General features: G+C 46.8%; 22 protein-coding genes. 11 read left to right on the forward strand and 11 right to left on the reverse strand.

Features of this window, described 5'->3' with window-relative positions; all coding sequences use genetic code 11:
- Nucleotides 1-70: 70 nt before the first annotated feature.
- A complete protein-coding gene (locus AC0L6N_RS20655) occupies nt 71-511 on the reverse strand; it encodes a MarR family winged helix-turn-helix transcriptional regulator (protein WP_473477352.1) in 441 nt (146 codons plus the stop codon).
- A 129-nt stretch (nt 512-640) separates the two neighbouring features.
- On the opposite strand from AC0L6N_RS20655, the gene AC0L6N_RS20660 reads away from it, so the two are divergent.
- The 3 genes from AC0L6N_RS20660 to AC0L6N_RS20670 all read left to right on the forward strand — a co-directional run bounded on the left by AC0L6N_RS20660 (nt 641) and on the right by AC0L6N_RS20670 (nt 3,755).
- Nucleotides 641-1,069, forward strand: a complete 429-nt coding sequence (locus AC0L6N_RS20660) for an organic hydroperoxide resistance protein (protein WP_473477354.1) — start codon at nt 641-643, stop codon at nt 1,067-1,069.
- Between the two features lie 379 nt (nt 1,070-1,448).
- On the forward strand, nt 1,449-2,384 hold the full coding sequence (locus AC0L6N_RS20665; RefSeq protein WP_473477355.1) for an AAA family ATPase: 936 nt from the start codon (nt 1,449-1,451) through the stop codon (nt 2,382-2,384).
- Nucleotides 2,385-3,755, forward strand: a complete 1,371-nt coding sequence (locus AC0L6N_RS20670) for a vWA domain-containing protein (RefSeq protein WP_473477357.1) — start codon at nt 2,385-2,387, stop codon at nt 3,753-3,755.
- A 4-nt stretch (nt 3,756-3,759) separates the two neighbouring features.
- Here the strand turns inward: AC0L6N_RS20670 and AC0L6N_RS20675 are convergent, their stop codons facing one another.
- The gene (locus AC0L6N_RS20675; protein WP_473477359.1) at nt 3,760-4,746 is read right to left on the reverse strand and encodes a GlxA family transcriptional regulator; all 987 of its coding nucleotides are present in this window, start codon (nt 4,744-4,746) and stop codon (nt 3,760-3,762) included.
- A gap of 204 nt (nt 4,747-4,950) precedes the next feature.
- Between AC0L6N_RS20675 and AC0L6N_RS20680 the strand changes: the two genes are divergently transcribed.
- The 3 genes from AC0L6N_RS20680 (at nt 4,951) to AC0L6N_RS20690 (ending at nt 8,446) form a co-directional block, all read left to right on the forward strand.
- Nucleotides 4,951-6,132, forward strand: coding sequence for an acyl-CoA dehydrogenase family protein (locus AC0L6N_RS20680; RefSeq protein WP_033185221.1), 1,182 nt, complete (start codon nt 4,951-4,953; stop codon nt 6,130-6,132).
- Between the two features lie 2 nt (nt 6,133-6,134).
- Nucleotides 6,135-7,274 carry an acyl-CoA dehydrogenase family protein gene (locus AC0L6N_RS20685; protein ID WP_473477362.1) on the forward strand — a complete coding sequence of 380 codons (1,140 nt, stop codon included), beginning with the start codon at nt 6,135-6,137 and terminating at the stop codon, nt 7,272-7,274.
- A 770-nt stretch (nt 7,275-8,044) separates the two neighbouring features.
- Complete coding sequence (locus AC0L6N_RS20690) at nt 8,045-8,446, forward strand: GFA family protein (protein WP_473477364.1); 402 nt, start codon at nt 8,045-8,047, stop codon at nt 8,444-8,446.
- A gap of 82 nt (nt 8,447-8,528) precedes the next feature.
- Here AC0L6N_RS20690 and greB read toward each other — a convergent pair whose 3' ends face one another.
- A complete protein-coding gene (greB, locus tag AC0L6N_RS20695; protein WP_006993520.1) occupies nt 8,529-9,005 on the reverse strand; it encodes a transcription elongation factor GreB in 477 nt (158 codons plus the stop codon).
- Between the two features lie 457 nt (nt 9,006-9,462).
- Nucleotides 9,463-10,212, reverse strand: coding sequence for an FKBP-type peptidyl-prolyl cis-trans isomerase (gene fkpA, locus AC0L6N_RS20700; RefSeq protein WP_006993522.1), 750 nt, complete (start codon nt 10,210-10,212; stop codon nt 9,463-9,465).
- Nucleotides 10,213-10,330: 118 nt separating this feature from the next.
- Here fkpA and AC0L6N_RS20705 point away from each other — a divergent pair, with 118 nt between their 5' ends.
- Both AC0L6N_RS20705 and AC0L6N_RS20710 read left to right on the forward strand, forming a co-directional pair.
- Nucleotides 10,331-11,305, forward strand: a complete 975-nt coding sequence (locus tag AC0L6N_RS20705; RefSeq protein WP_473477368.1) for a WD40 repeat domain-containing protein — start codon at nt 10,331-10,333, stop codon at nt 11,303-11,305.
- 12 nt (nt 11,306-11,317) lie between these two features.
- Nucleotides 11,318-11,530, forward strand: a complete 213-nt coding sequence (locus tag AC0L6N_RS20710) for a SlyX family protein (RefSeq protein WP_006993524.1) — start codon at nt 11,318-11,320, stop codon at nt 11,528-11,530.
- 39 nt (nt 11,531-11,569) lie between these two features.
- On the opposite strand, the gene AC0L6N_RS20715 is transcribed toward AC0L6N_RS20710, so the two are convergent.
- On the reverse strand, nt 11,570-11,776 hold the full coding sequence (locus AC0L6N_RS20715; RefSeq protein ID WP_006993525.1) for a YheV family putative zinc ribbon protein: 207 nt from the start codon (nt 11,774-11,776) through the stop codon (nt 11,570-11,572).
- 79 nt (nt 11,777-11,855) lie between these two features.
- On the opposite strand from AC0L6N_RS20715, the gene AC0L6N_RS20720 reads away from it, so the two are divergent.
- Entirely contained in the window at nt 11,856-13,808 is a 1,953-nt protein-coding gene (locus AC0L6N_RS20720; protein WP_473477371.1) for an ATP-binding cassette domain-containing protein, read from the forward strand.
- 39 nt (nt 13,809-13,847) lie between these two features.
- Nucleotides 13,848-14,417: a GNAT family N-acetyltransferase gene (locus tag AC0L6N_RS20725; protein ID WP_473477374.1), complete on the forward strand. Its 570-nt coding sequence runs from the start codon at nt 13,848-13,850 to the stop codon at nt 14,415-14,417.
- A 4-nt stretch (nt 14,418-14,421) separates the two neighbouring features.
- Here AC0L6N_RS20725 and AC0L6N_RS20730 read toward each other — a convergent pair whose 3' ends face one another.
- A complete protein-coding gene (locus AC0L6N_RS20730; RefSeq protein WP_473477377.1) occupies nt 14,422-15,306 on the reverse strand; it encodes a LysR family transcriptional regulator in 885 nt (294 codons plus the stop codon).
- A gap of 118 nt (nt 15,307-15,424) precedes the next feature.
- Between AC0L6N_RS20730 and AC0L6N_RS20735 the strand changes: the two genes are divergently transcribed.
- Nucleotides 15,425-16,531, forward strand: a complete 1,107-nt coding sequence (locus AC0L6N_RS20735; protein ID WP_473477379.1) for a YeiH family protein — start codon at nt 15,425-15,427, stop codon at nt 16,529-16,531.
- Between the two features lie 106 nt (nt 16,532-16,637).
- Here AC0L6N_RS20735 and AC0L6N_RS20740 read toward each other — a convergent pair whose 3' ends face one another.
- The 5 genes from AC0L6N_RS20740 to AC0L6N_RS20760 all read right to left on the reverse strand — a co-directional run bounded on the left by AC0L6N_RS20740 (nt 16,638) and on the right by AC0L6N_RS20760 (nt 26,077).
- Nucleotides 16,638-18,920: a GH92 family glycosyl hydrolase gene (locus AC0L6N_RS20740; RefSeq protein WP_473477382.1), complete on the reverse strand. Its 2,283-nt coding sequence runs from the start codon at nt 18,918-18,920 to the stop codon at nt 16,638-16,640.
- Nucleotides 18,917-21,145, reverse strand: coding sequence for a GH92 family glycosyl hydrolase (locus AC0L6N_RS20745; RefSeq protein WP_473477385.1), 2,229 nt, complete (start codon nt 21,143-21,145; stop codon nt 18,917-18,919). Before AC0L6N_RS20745 ends, AC0L6N_RS20740 begins: the two co-directional genes overlap by 4 nt.
- 12 nt (nt 21,146-21,157) lie before the next feature.
- Nucleotides 21,158-22,345 carry an AGE family epimerase/isomerase gene (locus AC0L6N_RS20750; protein ID WP_473477387.1) on the reverse strand — a complete coding sequence of 396 codons (1,188 nt, stop codon included), beginning with the start codon at nt 22,343-22,345 and terminating at the stop codon, nt 21,158-21,160.
- 79 nt (nt 22,346-22,424) lie between these two features.
- A complete protein-coding gene (locus AC0L6N_RS20755) occupies nt 22,425-23,702 on the reverse strand; it encodes a sugar MFS transporter (RefSeq protein ID WP_473477389.1) in 1,278 nt (425 codons plus the stop codon).
- 56 nt (nt 23,703-23,758) lie between these two features.
- Nucleotides 23,759-26,077, reverse strand: coding sequence for a GH92 family glycosyl hydrolase (locus tag AC0L6N_RS20760; RefSeq protein WP_473477391.1), 2,319 nt, complete (start codon nt 26,075-26,077; stop codon nt 23,759-23,761).
- Nucleotides 26,078-26,079: the final 2 nt, after the last annotated feature.

A 26,079-nucleotide genomic window follows, 5' to 3' on the forward strand; every position in this document is an offset into this window, starting at 1 on the left:
GTACCTCTTTAGTAACTGATATTTATAGCTATTTTCTATAGTTTGTAACGGAGAACGGCATCGTTAGTTGTTAATCAACAGACGATGACGAAGCCACAACCAAATCAAGCAAATCCATTAGCTGTTTACTTTGTGCTGGGGTAATCGCTGCAAATTGACACAATACTTTGTCGGGGACGTCAGTGGCTTTAAGCTTTAACGCTTGGCCTGAGTCACTGAGCTTTATTACCCGTTTTCGTTTGTCTTGCTCGTCTTTAATGATGTTAAGCAGCTCTTTGTCTGCCATCTTTTTCAAAATTTGCGTCATCGCGCCACCATCGATAGCGGTTTGCTCGATGAGTTGGGCGATGGTGATCCCGTCCTTTTCCCATAACGCCATCATCACCACATATTGCGGGTAGGTCAGATTCAGTGCAAGTAAAGGCTCGCGATAGGCACGGGCGATATTATTGGAAGCCATGTACAAGCGATGACATAGCTGATTTTTTAACTGTAAGTTTTCAAACGACATAATTTACCTCGACAAATATTTTAATTTGCATGCAAATTATTTGCAAAGAGTATTTATCCGGTCTAATATTTTGTATGCAAAATAAATTCATCGTTTAATTTTACTAAAAAACTCACCGCGGAGAAATTTATGAACGTATTACAAAATGTCGCATACACAGCAAAAGCCACTGCAACAGGGGGCCGTGCTGGTTCAGCAAAATCTGATGATGGTCGTTTAGATGTCACGCTATCGACGCCTAAAGGGTTAGGGGGTGATGACGGGCAGGGCACAAATCCTGAGCAATTATTTGCAGCGGGTTATGCCGCGTGTTTTATCGGCGCGTTAAAAGCGGTGGCAGGCCAAGCCAAAATCGCCTTGCCTAGTGATGTGTACATTAATTCGGAGGTATCTATTGGTGGTATCGAAAATGGTTTTGGTATCGCCGCAAAATTGGCGGTATCACTAGGGGACATGGACAAAAGCCAAGCCCAAGCTTTGGTTGAGAAAGCACATCAAGTGTGCCCTTATTCAAATGCTACCCGTGGCAATATCGAAGTGGAAATTTCAGTTATTTAGTACTGCCACGCAGCAATAATAAGCCAGCTTTTATTAGCTGGCTTAAAAAATATTCGCTATTCTAATCCGTCTTTATGATCATTTAGAGTGTCGTCGTGTTTTAGTCTCGAGGCCATCCAAATACTGCCAAGCACAAACACCGTCACAGGTATTAAAAACCACAGTTGGTCCATAGCGTTATTCCTTATTATCTATTAATGACGCAGCACATTTCCTGTTCAGATTAATGATATTAAGCGGATTTACAACGCTTGTTTCATGTTTACGTTTTGCCTAACTATTAAACTAATTGATTGCGCATCAACAGCCATAACGATTTGCATTTGCCCAAGCCTTACACAAATAATGCCCAATAATTTCCCTAAGACGCTGGATACTCGTGATCATTAAACACCAAGAAAAAATTGCTTCCCCAGAGGTAATTCAACGTCAGTTCGAGGCCTTAGGCTACATTTGCAGCCCCTCTGTGGCGACGGCCATTTACTTAGCGTGTCACTTACAAAAGCCTATCTTGATTGAAGGACCGCCTGGTGTGGGAAAGACCGAGCTCGCTAAAATCACCGCTGCGTGTCTCAATGCACCACTTATTCGCATGCAGTGCTATGAAGGGCTGGATGAGTCAAAAGCCTTATACGAGTGGAAGTACGGCAAGCAATTGCTCTACACACAAGTGCTAAAAGAACAGTTAGGTGATGTGCTCAGGGGCGCGCGGGGATTGGATGAGTCCATCGCTCGATTACATGATTTTGGTGATATTTTTTATTCACAGGATTTTTTAGAGCCCAGGCCCTTGTTACAAGCTTTGCAAAGCGAAGAAGGCGCTGTGTTGCTGGTGGATGAAATTGATAAGGCAGATCAGGAGTTTGAGGCCTTCTTACTTGAGTTACTGTCGGATTATCAAGTGTCTATACCCGAAATTGGCACGGTAAAAGCCTGTTCAACGCCCATCGTGATGTTGACTAGCAACAATACGCGTGAGCTTGGGGATGCGTTGAAACGCCGCTGCTTGCACCTGTATATTCCTTTCCCCGACACTGAGCTGGAAAGTCGTATTTTGGCTGCTCAAGTGGATAATTTAGACGCCCAGTTACGAGAGCAAATTGTGGCGCTGATTGCCAAGCTACGCGACATGCCTTTGAAGAAATCCCCCGCGGTTAGCGAAACGATCGATTGGGCGAGGGCGCTACTGCTTTTGAACGTTGAAGAGCTTGACCCGCACTGGGTTAAAGAAACGCTTAACCTACTGTTAAAATTTCAGGATGACATCGAGTTAGTCGAGCCAGAGATCACCAATTTGCTCAAAGGGTTGGCTTAAGTGCGTTTTATCGCTGATTTTATTGGTGCACTGCGTGAAGCGGGTTTGCCTATATCCCCGGCCGAATCGTTAGATGCGATAAAGGCGATTGGGCTGTTGGGGCTTGGGTCGCGAGCAACAGCCAAATCCGTATTGGCGCTCACGCTAGTGAAGCGCCAACAAGACCAAGCCACGTACCACGAATTGTTTGAGTTGTATTTTGCTAATATCGAAAATGAGAAAGACGGCGACGACGGTACGCTTGAATCGCTAGCAGCGACAGACAAGCAGCAAAGACAAAATCAAGAAAACGCTGAGGCAAAAGGCGAGTCGGCAGCTACTGCTAGCTCTGCATTAGGTCAGTCACTCGCACAACAACAAGATATGGCGTTAGCCATTGCACAAGCGGCGAAAGCCGAAGATCTATCTTCTATTGTTTTCTTTACTCAAAAAAATCACTTCGCTTACAAAATAATGCAACGCCTTGGGGGGAATGAATTAAGCGCTGAACTTCGCGCTACGCCAGATAGCCCAGAACAAAAAAGACTGCAAGATCAACTAACACAAGCCCGTGCACGTTTGCTTGAGCAAGTGAAAGACTATGTAGAGCAGCAATACCTTATTTTCGCTCGGCACAAGGGGGCGAAGTTTCGTGAAGATCACCTACAGCAAGCAAAATTAAGCCAACTTGAGCATACCGATTACGCACTAATGCAGCGCTTAGTGCAAAAGGCGGCGCGCAAACTAGCCACCCAACACAGCCGTAGGCGCTTAACACGTAAGCGCGGGCAATTAGATGTTCGTAAAACCATTGCGGCAAATGCAGCGTTTGATGGTGCCTTGTTTCACACTCGCTGGAAGGCAACGCGCGTAGAGCGACCTAAAATCATGGTGATTTGTGATGTCAGTGGTTCAGTGAGTCGCGTGGCGCGTTTCTTGTTATTGTTTTTGTATTCACTGCAAGACGTTATCCCCAAAGTACGCTCGTTCGTGTTTGCCTCAGATATGATTGAAGTCACCACGCTATTACAACAAGAAGACATAGAATCTGCACTGGAAAAAATTATGCAACGTTGGGGCGGCCTGTCGACCGATTATGGCAAGGCGCTGGCAGGCTTTCAGGATCAAGCCCTAACCAGTATCGATAAAAAAACCACGGTTATTTTGCTCGGAGATGCACGCAATAACGACGGGGATGGGCGCACCGACATTTGGCAAAAAGTGTATCGCCAAAGTAAACGGGTGCTGTGGCTAAACCCAGAGCAACACAACAGCTGGGACACGGGCGATTCAATCATGTCTGAGTATTCGCCTTGGTGTAGTAGCGTTGAGCCATGCCGTAACCTGAAAGATATTGAAGGTATATTTGGTCGAATTTTAAAGTATTCGTAATAGGCTAAGCCTGCGTTCTAGTGTCCGTTGGGCGCAAACGCTGGCGATATTCCCTCGGGGTAACATCTGTCAAAGACTTAAATACCTTCGAAAATGAGCTGATATCCCGATAACCCACACCCATTCCAATGGTTTTAATGCTGTCTTGGGTATTGCCCAAGCGGTGCTTAGCGGCTTCTATTCGCAGTCGTTGTAAATAGCGAGAGGGTAGCTCACCGGTTGCTTTTTGAAAGCGGCGAATAAAGGTGCGTCTGCTCATGCCAATTTGATTAGCCAACGCTTGTAGCTCAACGCTTTGGGTAAAATGCTCGTCTAGCCAGTCTTGTGCCCGGTGAATACCCACGTCTCGATGCTGACGAAACCCCGCGATATTGATCAAATTTAAATCATAAGTACGACGACTATCAAAGCTGATGTCTCGGGCCAAGCCAGCAGCAATGGATGCGCCGCAAAACTTCTCAACCAAGTGTAAGCTTAAATCCATCGACGCATTTTGCCCGTTTGAGCTATAAATTCTGGCATGCTCAACACTGGCTTGGTTAGCCTGCCACTGCACCTTTGGGTATCGCCGTTCGAACTCGCGCAAATGTCGCCAATAGGTAGTGGCGCGTCCGCCATCTAGCAGCCCCGCTTCTGCCGCCCAAAAAATACCGCTGTTAACCCCTGCTATGCGTGCTCCCTTTGTATGTTGTTTAGCCAGCCACGGGGGAATGCTTGGATATTGCTCGGTAAGATGCTGAAAATCCCCCCAGTAATGGGCCAGCATGATCAGGTCATATGGCTCATCACTAATAACGGCATCACCTTGAATTGACTGCCCGCCATACAGTTGCACTGGCTGGCTATCAGCACTTACCAAATCGCAGTGAAACTGCTGATCCTTAGGGCGGCGCAAATTAACGCTGTGAAATAACTCCATTGAGCCATACACAGTGGACGCCCAAGCGCCGTTAAAAATCAGTAAGGCTACCCGCCATTTTGCCTCTGCCACAGTATTCACTCCGCTTTGTTATATATCCGCCATTGGCTGAGAGCATCATTTTTGCATACGTGTTATTTGGCACATATGCCAGATTAAGTGGCATTTTACCCTAAGTACAAAAAGAAGGAAGGGGCGTACAGTAGTGGTATGCAGTATTAAAATGCGGTGGCTACTTATTAGCTACAAATGATCAATTGAACGAGGATGCAGCAAGTGGATATTACCTTTTCGGCTGAGGAATTAGCCTTTCGTGACCAAGTGCGCGAATTTTTAGCAGAGAATTGGACCGAAGATTTAGCACGCAGAATCCGTGGTGAAGATGAAGAGTTCAAAGCGGCGCAAATCGAGTGGCAGAACAAACTAAACGACAAAGGCTGGTTAGCCCCAGGCTGGCCTGTAGAGCATGGCGGTGTTGCTTGGTCAGTGACTGAAAACTTCATTTTTGAGACCGAGCGTTCACTCGCAGGCGCCCCTGATGTGGTGCCTTTTGGCCTAAAAATGGTTGCACCGGTTATTTATGGCTTCGGTAACGACGAACAGAAAAAACGCTTTTTACCTCGCATTCTTAAAAGCCAAGATTGGTGGTGTCAAGGTTACTCAGAGCCAGGTGCAGGTTCTGATTTAGCCGCACTAAAAACCAAAGCAGAATTAGACGGTGATGACTACATTGTTAACGGCGCTAAGGTGTGGACTACCTACGCCCAATACGCCGACTGGATTTTCTGTCTCGTGCGCACCGACTCATCAGGTAAGCGTCAAGACGGTATCAGTTTCTTACTGATTGATATGAAAAGCCCAGGCATTACCGTGAATAAAATCTCCTCCATTGACGATCATCACAGCTTGAATGAAGTGGTGTTCGACAATGTGCGCGTTCCCGTGGCTAATCGCATCGGCGAGCAAGATAAAGGGTGGACCTACGCCAAAGCCTTGTTAGCACATGAGCGTACTTCAATTGCTGCTGTGGCTGACTCAAAGCGCCGTTTGCGTGACTTGCGCAAGTTACTCAGTGAAGAAATCAGCGGCGGGCGTCCACTGATCGAAGACGTGCAATTCCAAAATCGCTTGTCGAACACAGAAATAGAGTTGATGGCATTGGAATACACCGAGCTTCGCGTTCTGGCGTCAACAGCAGATGGCAAAGGGCCGGGCGTGGAATCTTCGTTGCTAAAAATTAAAGGTACCGAAATTCAACAAGCTATCCAACAGATGTACATGGACTTAGCGGGTTATTACAGCGGTGTGCTACACGGCGATGAAACCGCTGAAAGTATTGGTCACGCCTTTGGTCACGACGCAAGAAAAGCATATATGTACGGACGAGCCGCCACTATCTACGGTGGGTCAAACGAAGTGCAGAAAAACATTACCGCTAAATACGTACTGGGTCTTTAATCATGAATTTTAATTTATCTGAAGAACAAAACATGCTCAAAGACAGCGTTGCGCGCTTTGTGCAAGACGAATACGACTTTGAAGCACGCCGCAGCAATGCCGCCAATGCATTAGGGTTTAATCCTGACAATTGGCAAACTTTCGCAGAGTTGGGTTGGTTGTCTATTCCATTTGAAGAAGCTTACGGTGGTTTTGGTGGTGGTCCCACTGACGTCATGGCCGTTATGGAAGAAATGGGCAAAGGCCTAGTGGTTGAACCGTTTGTGGCAACCGTGCTGATGTTCGGTGGTTTATTGAGTAAAAGCGGCAACGCAGCTCTGAAAGATGCGAATATTGAAAAGATCATTGATGGCTCACTGCAAGGCGCATTTGCTTATGTTGAGCGTCAAAGCCGTTTTGAACTAGCGGACGTGAAAACCCAAGCAAAGCGTGACGGTGATGACTTTGTACTCAGCGGTGAAAAAACCGTTGTGTTCAATGGTGCAGCCGCCAACAAGATGATTGTGTCAGCCAGAACCTCAGGCGAACAGTGCGATGAAGCAGGTATCACTCTGTTTTTGATTGATGCAGATGCACCGGGTTTACAACGTACGGCTTACCGCTTAATGGACGGTCAGTTAGTCGCTAACATTAAACTCACCGATGTACGCGTAGCGGCAAACCACGTCGTTGGTGAAGTCGACGATGGTTACCAGCTGATAGATGCTGTGGTTAGCGACGTGACGATTGCCCTGTGTGCAGAAGCTATGGGTATTATGCAAAAGCTCAATACCACCACCATTGAATACACTAAAACGCGTCAACAATTCGGTGTGGCGATCAGTAGCTTTCAAGCGTTGCAACATCGCATGGTGGATATGTTTATGGCGGGCGAACAAGCCAAGTCTATTTTATACCGCGCGGTGTGTGCGGCAGAAAGCGGAGCCGAAGATTTAGCTAAAAATATCGCTGCACTGAAAGTGATGATTGGGCGCAACGGTAAATTGATTGGTGATGAAGCCATTCAATTGCATGGCGGTATGGGGTTAACGGATGAGTTAGATGTAGGCCATTACGTTAAGCGCCTGATGATGATTAACACCACCTTCGGTGATGCAGATTATCAGCAACAGAAGTTTAACCGTTTAGCTTATACAGACTAACGGTTTATTTTTAGAGTCGATGTTAAAGCCAGCTGACATAGCTGGCTTTTTTGTTTTTACTATATGGATTTATAAGCTGCGCTTCGCTTATTTATGGCCTGCGGCCAGATAGCACAGCTGCGCTTCGCTTACCAGCATCCATGCTGGATATGACAGACCATCCATGGTCAGCCAGTCACTTCTTTCCAACAGCCGAAAGAAGTAACCAAGAAAGGCCGCCCTCCAGCAAACTTCCAAAACCGCTAAAAGCCACGCCTTTTTTGTCATACCGGCGTGAGGAAACATCCCGGCAACTGCTCCTGCGTTGCTTTACCTTTCTGCTTCCTTGCAGATCGCTTGTGAAGCACTTCGCTAACTTAGCTCTTCGAAAACGTATAATACAAAGCTGAGTTTAAACCCCTCCTTGGTGGCTCTCCCCATAACGGAGTTACAGCTTCGCCATCCATGGCGGCTCGTTCACCCGATAGGAGCGATGCTCCTAAAATCCTCGGCTTCATCCTTGTCTGGCCATCTGACAAGTCACGGCTTTTACACGGAAAGTGTGAGTCGCCTATTGATTCGCTACGCTCACTAAAGCATGCGCTTCGTGTACAGAGTAAGATCTTGGAACTACCCTGTATTCCCATAAGTGAAAAGCAAAAAACTGGAAAAATTCAACCTGTACCCTAGGTTACCGATTATGCTAAAAAAGACATGCATTGAAAGACGGAAATTCTAAAGATAATAATATTATTATTTGTCTTTAAATCGCGTGCATTTGAGGAGGTTCAATGACTGATCATTTAGGTTCTTGTCTTTGTGAAACGGTCAGCTTTGCGATAAAAGGAGAGTTTGACAGTTTTTATTTGTGTCGTTGTCACCGCTGCCAAAAGGATACAGGTTCGGCTCATGCGGCAAATTTATTCTCACAGTCCGCAGAATTGGTCTGGCTGTCGGGTTTACATGCAGTGACTTCATTTGCGCTCCCTAATACTCGTCACAGTAAAAGTTTTTGTAAGCTCTGCGGTTCAGCACTGCCAAATACCCATATTGCAGGCTTGCTCATTGTACCAGCAGGGTGCCTAGACACTGAAATTTCCATGTCACCGACTGCCCAAATTTTTTCAGCCAGCAAAGCTTATTGGGATACTGAGTTAGAGGGAATCATAGTGTTCGACGGATTACCGGAGTGAGCAGCCATTACATGACCTAGTGATTTAATAATTCATCCGGTAGTTTACAAAAAGGTTCGAGCAAGGAGCGGGTTGTTCGACGCTATTTTTTATATTCAATCGAGGTAACGTACCAGTCTTTGTAGCCGGTGGGGGTTTTGACACTGGCGACATCATCTACTTCTTTCTTGATTAACGCTCTGGCCATGGGGGAGTCGATAGAAATGTAGCCTTTAGCATCGCCGTAGATTTCTTCTGGACCGACAATGCGAAATTGCTTTGTTTCGCCTTCATCGTTTTCAATCTCTACCCAAGCACCAAAGAATACTTTACCCGCTTGCTGAGGGGAGTAATTAACGATTTGTAATTCAGGCAGGAGCTTGCGTAGGTAGCGAACGCGTCTGTCGATTTCTCGCAACTTTCGCTTGTTGTATTGGTAATCCGCATTTTCACTTCTGTCACCCAAGCTGGCTGCCCATGTGACGATTTTAGTGATCTCTGGGCGTTGTTTTAGCCACAGTTCATCATGCTCGTCGTTGAGTTTTTTGTAGCCTTCAGGGGTAATGAGTTTTGTTTTCAATGCTTGTCCTTTTAAAACAGATACTTGTAATTAGACGCGAGAAAAATTGCGATATGGTATGCGATCCTCTTAAAGCCAGCAGGAATAAAAACCATTTTGTTAGCGCAATTTATTACAAAAATATGACCTTTGCCAGCTTCTGTTTTTATCGACTTTAGTCTAGTCTTAAGTCATCAAATAGTTAACACGCAGCCGCGATAGTTAGCTGTCTGATTAGATCAAATTTACCCTTATTTTTTGGTGCTAAGGTAGGGCATCTGCAGAGATACAGCATACCAAATTCAAAAAATTACCCGGATATTCTGGGCCAAATAACCCTTTCGAAGGGTAGAAAACCGAGGGAATAAGGTTCAGCAAGGAAAGAGGCTGATGAGTAAAGAAAAAACCGAACATCAATGATGTTCGGTTTTTTTATGTCTGTGCATTTATTACCTATATAGCACTAAACCCGGGGGGCTTATTCAGCAGCACCTTCAGCAGAAGCAACATCTAATAGCTCTACTTCAAATACTAGCGTTGAATTAGGCGTAATTTTTCCAGTCGCGCGCTCGCCGTAAGCCAGCTCAGATGGAATGAAGAATTTGAACTTAGAGCCCACTTTCATCAACTGCACACCTTCGGTCCAACCAGGAATGACGCGCGAAAGAGGGAAGGTTGCTGGCTCGCCGCGGCTATAAGATGAGTCAAACTCAGTGCCATCTAGCAATGTGCCTTTGTAATGTACGGTTACAGTGTCTTCAGCAGTAGGAGATGCACCTTCGCCTTCGCTCATGACTTCGTACTGTAAACCTGAATCGGTCACTGTTACGCCTTCACGCTCTGCGTTTTCAGCAAGGAATTTCTCGCCATCAGCAATGTTTGTTTCTGCTTTTGCATCAGAAATAGCTTTTTGCTTTTCACGTGAAGCCGCTTCCATAGCTAATGTAAGCGTTTGAATCTCTTTCATATCAAGCTGAGACTGACCCTGTAGCGCCGCTACAAATCCTTTAACCACTAAGTCTTTATCGAGGTTAACGTCTAGTGCTTCTTGTTCATTCATTTTTTGCTCGATGAACTGTCCCACGCTCGCGCCCATTGCATAAGCTTGCTGCTGTGCTTCTGTTTCAAGCTTTTGCTCTTCAACTTTTAGTAAATCCGTGTCTTGTTGACCACAGGCGGTAAGGCCAATGGCTGAGGTAATTAGAATCGCGATAGCGGTTTTTTTCATTTACTTCTCCCCTGAGATAATATGTGTCGAATACGTGACTTGTGAAGTGTTTCAACTTGATAAAGCGCTTATACTAAACGCCCTGAGTGAAAAGAGAAACCCAATTAGGAACAATCCATTGACCGTCTTGTTACGATTAAGTTTAATTTTATTATTGCTAACTGGCTGTAGCGGGCAATCGTCAACACCAGTAACCTCGTGGCGACATGCTGATGATGGCGCCTATGCCGCTGATATATCAGCGGATGCGTCGCTAGCTGTGGTGTCGAGCGTTACGGGGGGCATAGCGGTTTGGGACCTGAAAAAAAATGAAAAACGCTACACTTGGCAGCACCAAGGCGAGGGAAATAATTTAGTCGCTAATGTACACATCGCTTTTGATAATAGTTATGTGGTGACATCTGACCGTGACGCCTTTGCCCTTTGGAATGTGGCCAGTGGCGAGCCAGAAGGCTTCTGGCGTATCAATGAGTCAAGTATTCGTGATGTGGCGGTATCAAACCAAGGGCGGGGGATACTGGTTGGCCGAGGCAATGGTAAGGTAATGTTTTTTGAGCCCAAAACCGGTCGGCGTTTAGAGTTTTTAGGGCATCAAGAAAAAGTGAACAGTGTGGATTTGTCTCCTAATGGTTTTTACGCCCTTACCGGTGGCAATGATTACACTGCTTATCTGTGGGATACCCGAACAGGTCAGGTTATTCATAGTTTCACCCATTCAAGTCGCGTGACCAAAGTGGCGTTAGACGATGAAGGGCGCTATGGCTTTACCGCCGATAGTAAGCGTGATGCTAGGGTGTGGGACTTAGTCACAGGTGAAGAAGTGAGTAATTTGCATTACCTTGCCCGGCAGAAAATATTCAGCAGCGCCGCGTTTTCAAAAGACGGCCAGTACTTGTTAACGGGCTCACCCGCTAAGCGATTAAATTTGTGGCGCGTGACCGATGGAAAAGAAATACAAGAATGGCAGGTGTCACCCAGAGAAGGTAGCCGTCCGCAGACCGCAGTGGTATACGGGGTGGGATTTGCTAAAGACAATCAAATTGTGACAGAAAGCAGCAGTGGTTTAGCTGAGTTTTGGCAAATAAATCAGTAATTAGAGTAGGTTATGCAACACATAGAAGCAGATATAGAGCAGCTACAAATGAAGGTGGCTTTTCAAGAGGACACCATAGAAGAACTAAACAAAGCCTTGATTAAGCAACAGAAGCAACTCGAACTATTAGAGTTTCAGTTGTCTCATGTCATTAACAAGGTCAAAGAAATTGATGTGCCCAGCGGCGATTCACAAGAAGTTGAACCGCCGCCACCGCATTACTAGAGGCTAAACGATAACTGATTTCTGCCAAAGTAAACGCCGTTATTCGGGTTTAAATACGCCAATCACGTTTTCGCTTTGGCGAGAGGCTTGCGTCACTTCTTTATCAGTTTGGGTTTGTTGATAATGGCACTGTACACATTCCATCTTTTCAACATTGTTCTCGAAGTAAAGCATCAGTGTATCCATGCTTTTACATTGAGGGCAGGTGGCCCCAGCGATAAAACGCTTTTTAATTTTCGTCGTCATAATCAAGAGGATTTCTTCGGTCAGTCATCTTGCTATCATACCGCAATCGACCGACTATGTTATCCGTCAATAGGCATTCATGATCCAAATTTCTGATTTATCCCTTATGCGTGGCAACAAAACCTTGCTACATGAAACCAATGCAGTGCTGTACCCAGGGCATAAAGCAGGTCTTATCGGTGCAAATGGCTGTGGAAAATCCAGCTTGTTTGCGCTTATTCGGGGAGAATTACACCCTGAGCAAGGCGAGTGCAATATCCCTAAAGACTGGCAGGTCGTATCCGTTGCCCAGGAAACCCCAGCGGTTGAGCGCTCAGCCCTTGATTATGTGATTGACGGCGACAAGCTATACCGCCGCTTACAGGCAGAATTGCGTGCAGCGGAAGACGCCCATGATGGCGTTATAATCGCCGCGCTACACGGCCAATTAGACCATGCAGGTGCTTACGATATTGAATCCCGCGCGGCCACCATATTAGCAGGCTTAGGTTTTGCGAATGACGCTATTGCCCGTCCGGTCACCGCGTTTTCAGGTGGTTGGCGTATGCGTTTGAACTTGGCGCAAGCACTTTTATGCCATTCAGACTTATTACTGCTTGATGAGCCCACCAACCACTTAGATTTAGACGCTGTCATTTGGCTTGAAAAGTGGTTGCAGCGCTACGCTGGCACCTTGTTACTGATATCTCACGATAAGTCCTTTTTGGATAGCACAGTGAACGAAATTATCAGCGTTGAGCAACAGCAACTAGTTAGCTACACAGGTAACTACGATGCCTTCGAGCGCCAACGTGCAGAGCGCTTGCGCTTACAGAACCTACAGTTTCAGAAGCAACAAGATAAAATTGCCCATTTAGAGTCGTTTATCAATCGTTTCGGTGCTAAAGCGAGCAAGGCCAAGCAGGCTCAAAGTCGTGTGAAGCAACTGGAGAAAATGGAAACTTTATTGCCAGCGCTTGCCGCTTCACAGTTTAGTTTTGAGTTTTTTATGCCGCCCAAATTACCTAACCCACTGGTAAAAATGGAGCAGGTACGACTGGGGTACGACGACACAATTATCTTGGAAAAACTGCATCTTAATTTAGTGCCCGGTAGCCGAATTGGGCTACTTGGTAGAAATGGTGCGGGTAAATCAACGTTAATTAAACTACTTGCTGGGGAAAAAGAGCCCATGCAAGGCATTTACGAAACCTCAGCGGGTTTGCGCATTGGCTATTTTGCTCAGCATCAATTGGAATATTTGCGCGCTGACGACTCAGCTCTCGCCCATATACAGCGCCTCGATCCAAAAGCCACCGAACAAAGTCTGCGGGATTATTTAGGCGGCTTTGGTTTTAGGGGGGACGATGCCCTAGGACGTGTGGCACCCATGTCGGGGGGGGAAAAAGCGCGCTTAGTGTTGGCGCTAACTGTGTATCAAAAGCCTAACTTGTTGCTACTCGATGAGCCTACCAACCATTTAGACTTAGACATGCGCCATGCGCTGAATATGGCCCTTCAGGGGTTTGAAGGGGCAATGGTGTTGGTGTCTCACGATCGATATTTACTTACATCGGTTTGTGATGACTTTTATTTGGTGGATAACCAGCAAGTCACTATGTTTGATGGGGACTTAGATGATTATCGTGATTGGTTGCTAAAATCAGACCGAGAAAAACAATCAGCCGATAAGTTGGCGACAGCCAAAGGTGTTGCTGACAAAGAAGGCGCTGAGAACAAAGAGCCAAAGCTAGATCGTAAGATTATTAAGCGCTTAGAGGCTGAATTTAGGCAAGCGACGCAATCTCTGCGCAAAACGGTGCAAACCCAAGAGAAAAAAATGGCCGAGCTTGAAGCCAAACTTGAAGGCATAGAGCAAAAAATGGCAGACCCAGATATTTACAATGCCGATAAAAAAGCCGAGTTAAAAGTGCTATTAGCAGACCAAGCGAGTTGCAAAGTTGCCCAAGAAGAAGCAGAAATGCTGTGGCTAGATGCCCAAGAGCAAATTGAAGCCAAACAGGCCGAATTTGATGCTCAGGTGACGGGTTAGCTCGCTATCGAAAATCGGTGAATACAGAAGGAGAAAAGGATGTCTCAGCAACTGGAAACTGACAGGCTCATATTGCGAAACTGGAAGGCAAGCGACTATGAGCCATTCTACGCGTTAAATTCTGACCTTGAGGCCATGCGTTATTTCCCTTCCCCCTATACTCGGGCGCAAAGCGATCACTTAGCGGACAAATGCCAATCTTTGATTCAGCAGCGAGGGTGGGGTTTGTGGGCGGTGAGTGAGAAAGAGGGTGAGGCGTTTATTGGCTTTGTGGGTTTGCATACGCCAAATGCAAACATGCCGTGCTCCCCTTGTGTTGAGATAGGCTGGCGTCTGCTTCCTCAATATTGGGGTAATGGCTTCGCCACTGAAGGGGCGAAAAAGGCGTTAGAATATGCGTTTAATGAGCTGGGGCTGCCAGAGGTGGTCTCGTTTACTTCAAAAACGAATCAACCCTCTCGGGCCGTTATGGCGCGAATTGGATTGCAAGATTCACTCAATAACTTTATTCACCCAGATATTGCCCCTGAACATCCGTTAGCGGAACATGTTTTATATCACATCACCCGAAATGCTTGGCTTGAGCAAACAAGTCAAAGCGGCAAGTGAGCGATTAGTTAACTGCCTGATACAAGATCTGCGCAAAGGCATTAGCTGCCGGTGACGATGGCCGGTCACGGTATTCTAGCTGGTACAAAGGCCGAGACAACAGCTTGCTTTTTTGAGTAGAAATTACCTTTAATTTTTTCAGCGCAAGTAAATCTTCGGTGACAACTTGGGGCAATAACGCCACTCCCATTCCTTGAGTGACGCCACGAGCTATCGCCTCATTACTGCCTAGTTGCATACTGTCATTCACTGCTATGCCTTGTTCGGCCAATAGCGAAAATGACATTTGCCGGGTGCCCGAGCCAGGCTCCCGCAGCAACCAGCGTTGCTCGCTTAGCCATTTTTCTTTGTTATCTGTGGGTTTCAAGGAGCTTGAATACACAATACTCATGGGGTCGTCTTGCCAATGCTGGCTGCTAATGTGTGGGTCGCTTGCACTCCCTTCCACCAATGCAAAGTCAATGGTGCAGGCCAGTAATGCCTGTTCAATTTGCGCGGTATTGGCTACTTGCACTTCTACTTTAATTTTCGGGTATTGTTGATTAAAACGGGCTAGATAAGGCGCTAACCAGTAACCGGCTATAGTGGTGCTGGCGCCTATAACCAGAGTGCCTTGTTTTAATCCTGTGCGTGCTCTTACGTCCTCAAGTGCCGCTTGTTCAATCGCAAAAATACTGCGGGCATGATTAAACAAGCTCTGCCCACCTTGGGTTAAAGCTAACTTCTTTCCTTTAGCTGCTCGCTCAATGAGTTGCATACCCAGTTGATGTTCAAGCTCTTTGAGTGCTTTTGAAACCGCGGGTTGGCTAATATAAAGCGCCTCAGCCGCTTGGGAGAAACTGCCCAAATGAGCAACGCTATGAAAAACCCTGAGCGCATGTAAATTCATATTAATTAACCTTTAGTTATCAATTCATGATTTATATGTATTGGAGTTATATTTTGACGCTGCCTATCATCAAGTCAACTTTTAATCAGGTACTACACCCATCGATAGGAGTAGCTTTATGTTCGAGGCAGTTAAGCGTTTTTTCATTACGGGGCAAGATGGTACCTCAAGCACACGCCATCATTATAGCGATTCACGCTGGTGGTTAGGTTTAGTCTTAGTAACAAGCATCGCGTTTATCGCCACTTATCTGAGTCATGTTTCCTTTGTTCAACATCTTGGCTTGAGCGCGCTAACCATAGGCATTGTGTTGGGGATTATTGTTGGTAACACTTTGTTCTCGAGCATGGCCACGCACACTGATATAGGCGTAGATTACGCCAAAAGTACCTTATTAAAAGCCGGTGTGGTGTTGTTTGGTTTTCGGATTACCTTCGCACAAGTGGCGGGAGTCGGCTGGCAAGGGTTAATTACTGACATCGCCATACTGAGCTTAACTTTTTGGCTGGCAGTGCAACTTGGTAAACGGGTATTTAAGTTAGACGAGCAAACCACCATTTTGATTGGTGCCGGCAGCGCTATTTGCGGTGCAGCGGCGGTGATGGCTACAGAGCCTGTGGTAAAAGCTCAAGCGCACAAGGTTTCAGTCGCAGTCGCTACCGTGGTGGTGTTTGGCACCTTGAGCATATTTGTTTATCCCATTGCCCAAGGTCACTTAGGCCTTAGTGAACATGCATACGGTATTTTCGCTGGTTCAACGATTCACGAGGTGGCGCAAGTCGTGGCGGCAGGCAGTGCTGTTAGCCCTGAAGCCGCTAACGCGGCGGTGATTGAGAAAATGCTCAGGGTGATGATGCTTGCCCCGTTTTTAGTGCTGTTATCGCTGTGGCAAAGCAACAAGCGCGCTACGGGCAAAGTGGTCGACGGAGCTAGCTCACAGGGCGACAGTGGTAAAAGCAACATCATGATCCCCTGGTTTGCCCTACTATTTATTGTTGCTAGTGGGATTAATTCTAGCCAGTTGGTTTCACCTGATATTACCGAGCAAGTTGTGCATTTAGACGGCGTGTTACTTACCATTGCCATGGTGGCGTTAGGGCTTCGAACGCACATAGGCGCAATCCGCCAAGCTGGCGTAAAACCCTTGCTACTAGCAAGCTGTCTGTTTTTGTTCTTAACCCTAGGCGGATATGGGCTGAATTTAGTGATAGCTCAGTGGTTATAGCTAATATAACAACGCGTAATTGAACCACTCGCAATATCAAGAACGGACGTTTTACCCAAAGAGTCAGCATTTTATGTCATCCATAAAACGCTGACTCACAATCCAATTACTGAGCTTTTAAGCGTAGCTTCGCACCTTGGGTAAGTTGCTGATGGCTAATAAATGCCTTACTTAGCGGATCGCCATTAAGAGAAGGCTGTGTTTGTCCTTGGCCCAAAGGGGTTATGATCAGGGTTTTGCCTGCATAATATTTTGAATCGAGGTGAATGGTCACTTCGTCGAACGCTGTACTCGCTAGGGCATAGTCCATGTCCCCAGGAGAGACAGGGTAAATGCCTAACATGCTAAAGACTAACCATGCTGACATAGTGCCCGCATCGTCATTGCCGGGCAGCCCAACCGGTTGATTGGTAAAGTACTTCGCTATCAGCCTTTTTACATGCTGCGCGGTGTTATGCTCTTGGCCTTGCACGTAGTTAAATAGGTAAGGGTAAGTAATGTCGGGTTCGTTACCCATATCGAAGTTGTTGGTATCGAAGGTGGCGTTTAATGCAGCTATAAAAGCACTGTCACCACCATTTAACGCGATTAAACCTGGCATATCAAAAGGCACATAAAAGCGGTAATTCCATGCATTGCCTTCAATGTAACCCGGTGCGGGTTCAAAGTTACGCCCTAACTCGGGGTCGTAAGGGGTTAACCAGTCACCACTGCGTTTTTTCGGGCGCAGCATGCCAGTACTTTTATCAAATAAAGTTTTATAGTTCTGTGCTTGGGCCAGGTATTTTTGCGCATCTTGGTCGCGACCTAAACGTTTTGCAAGCTGACCTAGAGCGAAGTCCGCCACGTAATATTCAAGACTGGTAGACACGCTACCGTCGAACGGCTCTTCGTCATCAACAGGCACATACCCTAAATTCAGGTAGTCTGGGTTCTCAGGGCGAATAGGGTTGTTTTCTACCGTGTCTGCGGATTTTTGCATGGCTTGGTAAGCCAGCTCTACATCAAAGGTGTGTACGCCGCGTAAATAGGTGTCAGCAATCATGGCGGTAGCTGGGTCACCGACCATGGTTTGGGTTTCCATGCTGAGTAACTCCCACTTGGGTAACCAACCACTTTCTTGATACATACTAAGAGCAGAATCAACCATTTGTGATTGGATTTCAGGGTAGACCAAACTTAGCAATGGATGCAGGTTACGACTCGTGTCCCACAGTGAATATACCGAATAGCGGTTTTTACCCTGCGTATTGCCCACTTTCGCCGTGTGTTGCTGGCTCATGATCGGGTACTCGCCGTTCACATCTTGAATGATACTAGGGTGAATTAAACTGTGATACAGGCCAGTGTAAAGCAGCGTTTTGTTATGCTCGCTACCTTGTACTTCGATGCGTGAGAGTAAGCCATTCCAAGCGTCTTGGGCGTCTTTGCGGGTGCGATCAAAGGCAAAGTCGGGCTGTTCAGTGTTTAGGTTCTGCCGCGCGTTTTCGATGCTGACATAAGAAATACCTACCTTGACTTCAACTTGCTCGTTAGCCTGTGTATCGAAACGCATGTAAGCACCGATATTGTCACCGCTCATAACGCGCTGATAGTTCGGATAAGGCTTGATGCTGTTATTGTGCTGCATCCATTCGCCTTCCACCCCTGTGAACGCTGGCATTTTCTTAAACGTGCCCAAGGCTTTGGCTGGTTTACTAAAACGTGCTACGAAGTACACAGGGCGTACGTCTTGGGGGTTATAGCAAAACGTGCCTACCGTGCGAGAGCCTTCAATTTCTTGCTCAGACACAACCTTGAGGGAGCCGCCGGTTTCGTTGGTCAAGCCTAGGCCCAAATTAACAATGATATTGCTTTGGCCTGCGGGAAAGGTGTAGCGGCTTAGGCCTGTACGCAATGCGCTGGTGGCTTCTGCCTTGATGCCATATTTATCGAGTGTGGTTTGGTAGTAGCCCGGACTTGCCTGCTCATTCGAATAGGTTGAGCCGTATTGCTGGGGGTCTAATTCTAAATTGCCTGCGGTGGGCATGATATTAATGACCCCTAACTCTGGGCAACCAACCCCGCTTAAATTCACATGGGTAAAACCAGTCAAAAATTTATTTTCGTGGATGTATACGCGTGAATTCCACGCGGCATCTTTTTCAAACTCATTCAGTTTTTTGTGTTCGAACGCAACGTTAAAAGGCGCAACCGATGTGAGTGCATGAGGGTACTGCGCCCCCGGATGGGTCGCCCCGAAATTAGAGGTGCCAATAAACGGGTTAACATACTCGGCAGGTGTTTTTTGCGATGTTTCCCCTGTAACTTCGCTAAGCGTTTTAGCAACTGAACAGCCGACACCGGCCAAAGTAAGCGCAGCAACTGCCATATTGACTAATATTTTCATTTTGGCTGGGCTCCCATTTCAAATACCAAATTTCCGCCGGCTAATATATCACTGTGACGGATAAAGAATTGCTGCAAAGGCTGACCATTTAGGCTCACGCTTTGAACATACACGTTCTCTTTCGATTGATTGAGCGCTTGCACGCTAAAGGTTTTGCCATTTTCTAAATGAATCTTGGCAGAAGAAACTTCTGGGCTACCTAACACATATTCCCCTGATACCGGGTTAACCGGATAAAAGCCTAATGCGCTGAATAGGTACCATGCCGACATTTGGCCTGCATCCTCATTACCCGACAAGCCATCCGGGGCGGTATGATAAAGCTCGTCCATCACTTGGCGTACGTATTTTTGTGTTTTGTAACCCTTGCCAACGTATTGATAGAGGTAAGGCACATGGTGGCTTGGCTCGTTGCCATGCACATACTGACCTATGTAGCCTGAAATCCACTCGGGGAACTCGCCCACGGTTTGCTCGGCTTCGAACATCGCATCCAGTTGAGCTTCAAACGGCGCCGCACCGCCCATTATATCGATTAACCCAGTGACATCTTGTGGCACAAAGAAGCTGTATTGCCAAGCGTTGGCCTCGCAGTAGTCCTCTGGATGGTAGGCATTCGGGTCGAAATCGCTGCGAAACTCACCATTTACGCTTTTGGCACGCATAAACTGGCTTTGTGGGTCGAACAGGTTACGATAGTTTTGTCCTCGTGATTGGTACGTTTGAGATACCTCATTTTCACCTAAGGAACTGGCCAACTGAGCAATCGCCCAATCATCAAAGGCGTATTCCAAGGTTAGCGATACGTTCCAACTACGCTCTTCAAAGGGCACATAGCCCAATGCTTGATAACTCTCTAAACCGAACTCATTTTGAGTGGCGCTTTGTATAGCTGCTGCGAGTACTTCTTCCCCGCTGGCGTCTAGCAGGCCTTTGAAATAGGCATCGATAAGCACAGGGACACTGTGGTAACCCATCATCATGTCTGTTTCATTGCCTTGAAAGTTCCAAACGGGTAGGCGACCTGCCACATCGTAATGCGCCATGATCGAAGCCATGAGCTCTCGGGTGCGAGTGGGTTCAACAATCGTTTTCCATGGGTGTAAGGCACGAAACGTGTCCCACAAAGAGAAGAACTCGTATCTAGGGTAGCGTTCACTTTTATGGACTTCGCCATCAGGGCCTTTATATTCCCCGTTACTGTCGGAAAACACCCGAGGTGCTAACGCAGTGTGATACATGGCCGTATAAAACTGGACCATGTCATCTTTGTCAGCGCTTATTTCTACTGTGTTAAGTTGCTCTCGCCATGCTTGCTGAGCAAGCGTTTTTACTTGTTCAAAGGTTTTATCTGGTCCTTGGGCAAGCAGGTTTTGCTTGGCGTTCTCTATGCTGACTGAGCTAATTGCGGTGCGCACCGTAACTAGCTTTTTGCTGCTGGCCTCAGAGAAATCAAAATCGAACTCCGCCGCTATATTTTCACCAGAGGCTGATTGCTCTTGGCTTATCACTCCGTTTGTGTTCAAGGTGTAGCGGTCAATCGGCTGTGAAAATTGGCTGTAAAAGAACACGCGCTGATCGCTAGCCCAGCCAGTGGATTTGCGGTAACCAGCGATGGTCTTATCATTGATAATTTGAATGTGAGTCTCTAGGGTTTTATCCCAATTTCGACTGTAGCCTAAGTCTACGCGTACCACGCCCTGGGTTGCATCATCAGCAAACTGGTATTTCTGAAAACCGGTGCGAAGCCCTGCGGTTAGCTCTACATTCACCCCGTAATCATCTAAAAACACCTGATAATACCCAGGTGATGCTTGCTCATTTTGATGGCTAAAACGAGAAACAATGGTGCCATTCTCAGGGCCACCTTCGGTTTTTTCTCGGTGAAAAGGTCGGGTCAAAGGCATGAATGAAATGTCATACAAATCACCGGCCCCCGTGCCAGATAAATGGGTATGACTAAAACCAGCAATGATGTTGTCGGGATAAAAATAACCTGAAATCCAATCCCAGCCCGTGCGCCCATTGTCTGGGCTTAATTGCACCATGCCGTAAGGCACGGTAGCACCGGGATAGGTTTTGCCTTTGCCGTCAGTGCCGATAAACGGATCCACATAATCTAAGGGATCAATTGCCTGAGGCGTGTTTACGGTGGCGTCTGGAGTCGGCTGCGTACATGCGCATAACGCCAACACAGCGCCGGTAATGAATATCTGTTTCATCATGCTGGTATCCGTTTACTTTAAGCCGGTATTGCCGAGCGTGCGCAATACTTCGAAACACGCGCCCAAGGTGTGGTAGTCACACTTAGCGCCCGCAGCACTTTTCTGCTCACTGTATTTACTGTTATCTCGATGAAGTACTCTGAACCAAGCACCGTATTGATGATCAATCATATGCTCCCAGCTGTAGTCCCAGAGCGCATTGTATTGAGTGAGGTATTGCTCATCTTGGGTGACTGAAAATAACATCGCAGCTGCGGCAAAGCTCTCTGCCTGTACCCAGAAGTATTTGTCGTCGTCACACCAAGTGCCATCGGGTGCGAAACCGTAAATTAACCCACCGTGGGTGGCGTCCCAGCACTTTTCATAAGCGCGATCGAATAAGCTTTTCGCCCGCTCAACCAGTTTTTGATCTGGGGCATGGCGATGCAAAATTAACAGCAACTTGCTCCACTCTGTTTGATGGCCGGGTTGAAACCCCCAAGGACGATACAGATTTTTGGGATCGTCTTTGTTGTATTCCCAGTCCGGCTGAAAGTCAGTGGTGTAGTGTTCCCAAATCAGGCCGTCAGTTAAGTCCGCTTGGCGAAAGGCAATGTTTTCGGCAAGGGTTTGCGCCCGTGTCAGAAACACTGTCTCGCCGCTGGCTTCATAAGCCGCCAACATAGCTTCACATAAATGCATATTGGAGTTTTGACCGCGATAAGAGCTGAGTTCACCCGCTGGGCTAATTTCATCTGCGTATAAACCAAACTCAGCTTGCCAAAAACGGCTCTCAAGTTGTTGGTAGGTTTTTAGCAGCATGTCGTTGTTGGTCACAATTCCGGCTTTGCGCCCAGCAGCGTAAGCGAGCAAAACAAATGCATAGCCGTAGGCTTGCTGTGTCATGTCTTGAGGTTGGTTGTCTTGCAGAGTCCAGGCGTAACCGTCAGCATCTGTCTGCCAGTGAACCTGTTCGACGAAATCCAGACCGTGACGGGCCATGGCTAAATAATCGTCGCGCTGAAATAGCATACCTGCTGCGGCATAGTTCACCACTATACGTGTACTGCTAACCAGTTGTTTAAAGCCTGAATCAAACAGATCGCCGTTATCCATGTAGTTCTGAAAGTAACCGCCTTGGGCGTCTTTCACCCTAGGATCATAAAAATTCAAGATATCTTGGCAATGGGTCATTAAAAATGCGGGGCTGTGATAGTTCATCAATAGTTACTCGCTTATTAGGTTTGCAGCCTGTCGCCAGATTAGGCGACAGGGCTTTTCTCATTAAGTGGGATTAAAACTAGTTGGCTACAGGCGCTGGCGTAGGGGCGTCAGCACTTTTCACTCTAGAGCCAAATAGGGCGTACCATGCAATATAGACATACGCAGCAACTGGCACGATAAAGCTAAACTGAACACTCGTAACGTCGGCCACATAACCTTGAATCAAGGGCAATATTGCGCCACCAACAATAGCTTGGCACAGTAAACCTGAGCCACGTCCTGTCAGTGGGCCTAAGCCGCGAATGGCCAAGGTGAATATGGTGGGAAACATAATTGAATTGAAGAAACCGATTGAAATCACACTCCACATGGCCAAATCGCCTTGAGAATTCATGGTGGTAAATAACAAGATAATGGCTACTGCTGAATTAAACGCCAATACGTAGATAGGCGAAATAATGCGAGTTAGCGCCGCACCAACGAACCGCCCGATCATAGCTGCACCCCAGTAGTAAGAGACCATTTGGCTGGCTTGGCGTTCGTTTAGCCCAGCTATTTCAGGTTGCGAAAAGTAGTTTACCAAGAAACTACCGATGCTTACCTCAGCCCCCACGTAGAAGAAGATCGCGAGGGTACCGAAAATTAACGCTTTGTGAGACCAAATAGAATCCGTGCTTTTCACTTCTTGTTCGGTTTCATTGGTAGTGATGGTGGGTAGTTTTAAAAATTTGAAACCAATAGCTGTGGCGATCATTACGCCTGCGAGTAACAAGTAGGGTAATTGTACTGCTTTGGCGTCGATGTCTGCGTCTTCAGATGCCACCCCAACTGCGGCAAAAATCAATGCAGCACCAAACATAGGGCCAAGCGTATGACCAACAGAGTTAATCGCCTGTGCCAAGCTTAAACGGCTGGTGGCGGTTTTCTCTGGACCTAACACAGCGACATAAGGATTGGCCGACACCTGCAAAATGGTTACTCCACTGGCGAGAATAAACAAACCGAGCAAAAACACTGCATACACTTCGACTTCGGCCGCTGGATAGAACATGCCACAACCTATGGCGATGGTCACCAACCCGGTAATGATGCCGCGAATATACCCTATCTTTTCAATTAACTTACCAGCGAAAGGCGAGATAATGAAGTAGGCCCCAAAGAAGCAAAACTGAACCAGCATGGCTTGGGTATAGTTCAAGTCGAAAGCCGCTTTTAAATGCGGAATAAGAATATCGTTTAATGCAGTAATAAACCCCCAAATGAAAAACAAGGTAGTCATTGCTGCGAAGGCAAAGTGACTGTTCTTCGCGGGCTCACTTAAGGTTACGGATGATTGAGAAATCGGTCCTGCCATAATTTTTTACTCGTAAAAGGTGCCAGTAGAAACTGGCACGTTGATAAATGGGTGGATTAGTCAGCGGTCGACATTGAATAGGGCACGGCTTCTTTGCTGGTAGCCCATGACTTGTTTGGTTGGTTGGTCATATCAAAAGATATTTCACCGCCTTGCTGAATTTGCTGATGAGACAAGAAGGTCTTATCGAAAGTCTTGCCATTTAGTTTGGCCCTATTCACATAGACGTTGTCTTTGCTGTTGTTATTGCCTTTGACGGTAAAGCGTTCGCCGTTTTGTAAATGCAACGTGGCTTTGTCGAACAGTGGGCTACCTAACACGTACTCATCGCTACCGGGCGCTACAGGGTAAAAACCAAGGGCGCTGAACACGTACCAAGCGGATGTTTGACCGTTGTCTTCATCACCGCAGTAGCCATCAGGTGTGGCTGAGTAAAGCTTATCCATGATGTTGCGCACGTGATATTGGGTTTTCCACGGCTGGCCAGCGTAGTTGTACAAATAACTCATATGCTGAATAGGCTGGTTACCGTGAGCATAGTTGCCCATGTTCACGATCTGCATTTCGCGAATTTCATGAATGGTAAAGCCATAATAAGAATCGTCGAAGGTAGGTGGCATGCTGAACACGCTATCAAGCTTATTCACGAAGGCTTGATCGCCCCCCATCATGTCTTTCAAACCTGAGATATCATGAAACACAGACCAGGTGTAGTGCAGGCTATTGCCTTCGGTGAATGCATCACCCCACTTCAAAGGGTTAAACGGGGTTTGAAAACTGCCGTCTTCGTTTTTACCGCGCATCCATCCGCTTTCTTTATCAAACAAGTGTTTGTAATTCATCGCTCTTTGCTTGTACTTGGCAGCATCGTCGGTTTTACCTAAGCGCTCAGCGAGGCGATAAATATTGAAATCGGCAAAGGCGTATTCAAGGGTACGTGCTGCGTTTTCGTGAATGCCAACGTCGTAAGGCACATAGCCTAACTCGTTATAATAATCGACGCCTTCTCTACCGACTGAGCTAACCGGGCGACCTTCATCGACTTGGGCATTTTTGACTATGGCTTCGTAAAGCGTATCGATGTCGATATCGGTAATACCCTTGAGGTAGGCATCAGCAATATTTACTGCGGAGTTAGAGCCAATCATTACCCCGCGATGGCCTGGGCTAGCCCATTCAGGCAACCAACCGGATTCTTTGTAGGTATTGGCTAAGCCTTCCATTATTTGTGCGTCGAGCTCTGGGTACATTAGGGTAAAGAAGGGGAATACCGCGCGGAAAGTGTCCCAAAAGCCATTGTCGGTAAACATGTAGCCGGGCAGCACTTCACCGTTGTAAGGGCTGTAATGCACGACTTCACCCGCTTGGTTGTACTCGTAAAACTTACGCGGGAATAATAATACGCGGTAAAGCGCAGAGTAAAACGTACGTAGGTTATCTTTGTTGTCGTCGACTATTTCAATACGTGACAGCTCGTCCTGCCAATACTTATGGGCTTTTTCACGGGTGGTGTCGAAGGTGTCTTGGCCGATTTCTCGGTCTAAATTGAGCTGTGCTTGTTCAGGGCTAATAAATGACGAGGCAATTTTCACAGATACCGTTTCACCGCGTTTGGTTTTAAAACCGATAACGGCACCTACGTGCTCGCCTTTGCTTTGAATAGCATCTGCGTTTAATTGGTATTCGTCAGTCCAAGTACGGCTAATTTCAAAGTCTTTATCAAATTCAGCCACAAAATAATTGTGGAAGTTGTCCGGCACACCACCGTGATTGTTGCGCGCGTAACCGACTATTTTTCGCTCCTCTGGGATGATTTTCACCATAGAGCCTTTGTCGAATGCATCTAAGATAATGAAGGCATTGTCGGTATCCGGAAAGGTAAAGCGAAACTGCGCAGCGCGTTCGGTAGGCGTTACCTCAGCGGTGACATCGTAAGAGGCTAAATACACACTGTAGTAATCAGGACTGGCTTGTTCTGCCTTGTGGGAGTACCAAGACGCACGATCATCTTGGTTAAATTTCATTTCGCCTGTCACCGCCATTAAAGAAAACGCACCATAGTCGTTTAGCCAAGGGCTGGGTTGGTGTGTTTGCTTAATACCGCGAATTTGATCGTCGTTATATTTATACGTCCAGCCATCGCCGATGGGGGCAGTCATCGGTGTCCAGAAATTCATTGCCCATGGCGTGGCTATCGCTGGATAAGTATTGCCATTTGATAAACTGAACTTGGAATCCGTACCCATAAGCGGATTAACATAATCAACCAAATCAACCGAAGGTGCGGTTGCAACAGCCTCCTTGGGTTCTGTTGTCGTGCCGCATGAGGCCAATAACAGTAAGCCAGGAATGGTAAAAATAAGCTTGTAATTCATTT

The organism is Paraglaciecola sp. G1-13 (assembly GCF_055809255.1).

Coding starts and splice junctions, on each gene's coding strand:
- AC0L6N_RS20720 (WP_473477371.1), top strand. CDS start 11,856: ATGATCCAAATTTCTGATTTATCCCTTATGCGTGGCAACAAAACCTTG.
- AC0L6N_RS20710 (WP_006993524.1), top strand. CDS start 11,318: ATGCAACACATAGAAGCAGATATAGAGCAGCTACAAATGAAGGTGGCT.
- AC0L6N_RS20690 (WP_473477364.1), top strand. CDS start 8,045: ATGACTGATCATTTAGGTTCTTGTCTTTGTGAAACGGTCAGCTTTGCG.
- AC0L6N_RS20735 (WP_473477379.1), top strand. CDS start 15,425: ATGTTCGAGGCAGTTAAGCGTTTTTTCATTACGGGGCAAGATGGTACC.
- AC0L6N_RS20655 (WP_473477352.1), bottom strand. CDS start 511: ATGTCGTTTGAAAACTTACAGTTAAAAAATCAGCTATGTCATCGCTTG.
- AC0L6N_RS20740 (WP_473477382.1), bottom strand. CDS start 18,920: ATGAAAATATTAGTCAATATGGCAGTTGCTGCGCTTACTTTGGCCGGT.
- AC0L6N_RS20760 (WP_473477391.1), bottom strand. CDS start 26,077: ATGAATTACAAGCTTATTTTTACCATTCCTGGCTTACTGTTATTGGCC.
- AC0L6N_RS20750 (WP_473477387.1), bottom strand. CDS start 22,345: ATGAACTATCACAGCCCCGCATTTTTAATGACCCATTGCCAAGATATC.
- AC0L6N_RS20715 (WP_006993525.1), bottom strand. CDS start 11,776: ATGACGACGAAAATTAAAAAGCGTTTTATCGCTGGGGCCACCTGCCCT.
- AC0L6N_RS20685 (WP_473477362.1), top strand. CDS start 6,135: ATGAATTTTAATTTATCTGAAGAACAAAACATGCTCAAAGACAGCGTT.
- AC0L6N_RS20745 (WP_473477385.1), bottom strand. CDS start 21,145: ATGATGAAACAGATATTCATTACCGGCGCTGTGTTGGCGTTATGCGCA.
- fkpA (WP_006993522.1), bottom strand. CDS start 10,212: ATGAAAAAAACCGCTATCGCGATTCTAATTACCTCAGCCATTGGCCTT.
- AC0L6N_RS20730 (WP_473477377.1), bottom strand. CDS start 15,306: ATGAATTTACATGCGCTCAGGGTTTTTCATAGCGTTGCTCATTTGGGC.
- AC0L6N_RS20725 (WP_473477374.1), top strand. CDS start 13,848: ATGTCTCAGCAACTGGAAACTGACAGGCTCATATTGCGAAACTGGAAG.
- AC0L6N_RS20660 (WP_473477354.1), top strand. CDS start 641: ATGAACGTATTACAAAATGTCGCATACACAGCAAAAGCCACTGCAACA.
- AC0L6N_RS20755 (WP_473477389.1), bottom strand. CDS start 23,702: ATGGCAGGACCGATTTCTCAATCATCCGTAACCTTAAGTGAGCCCGCG.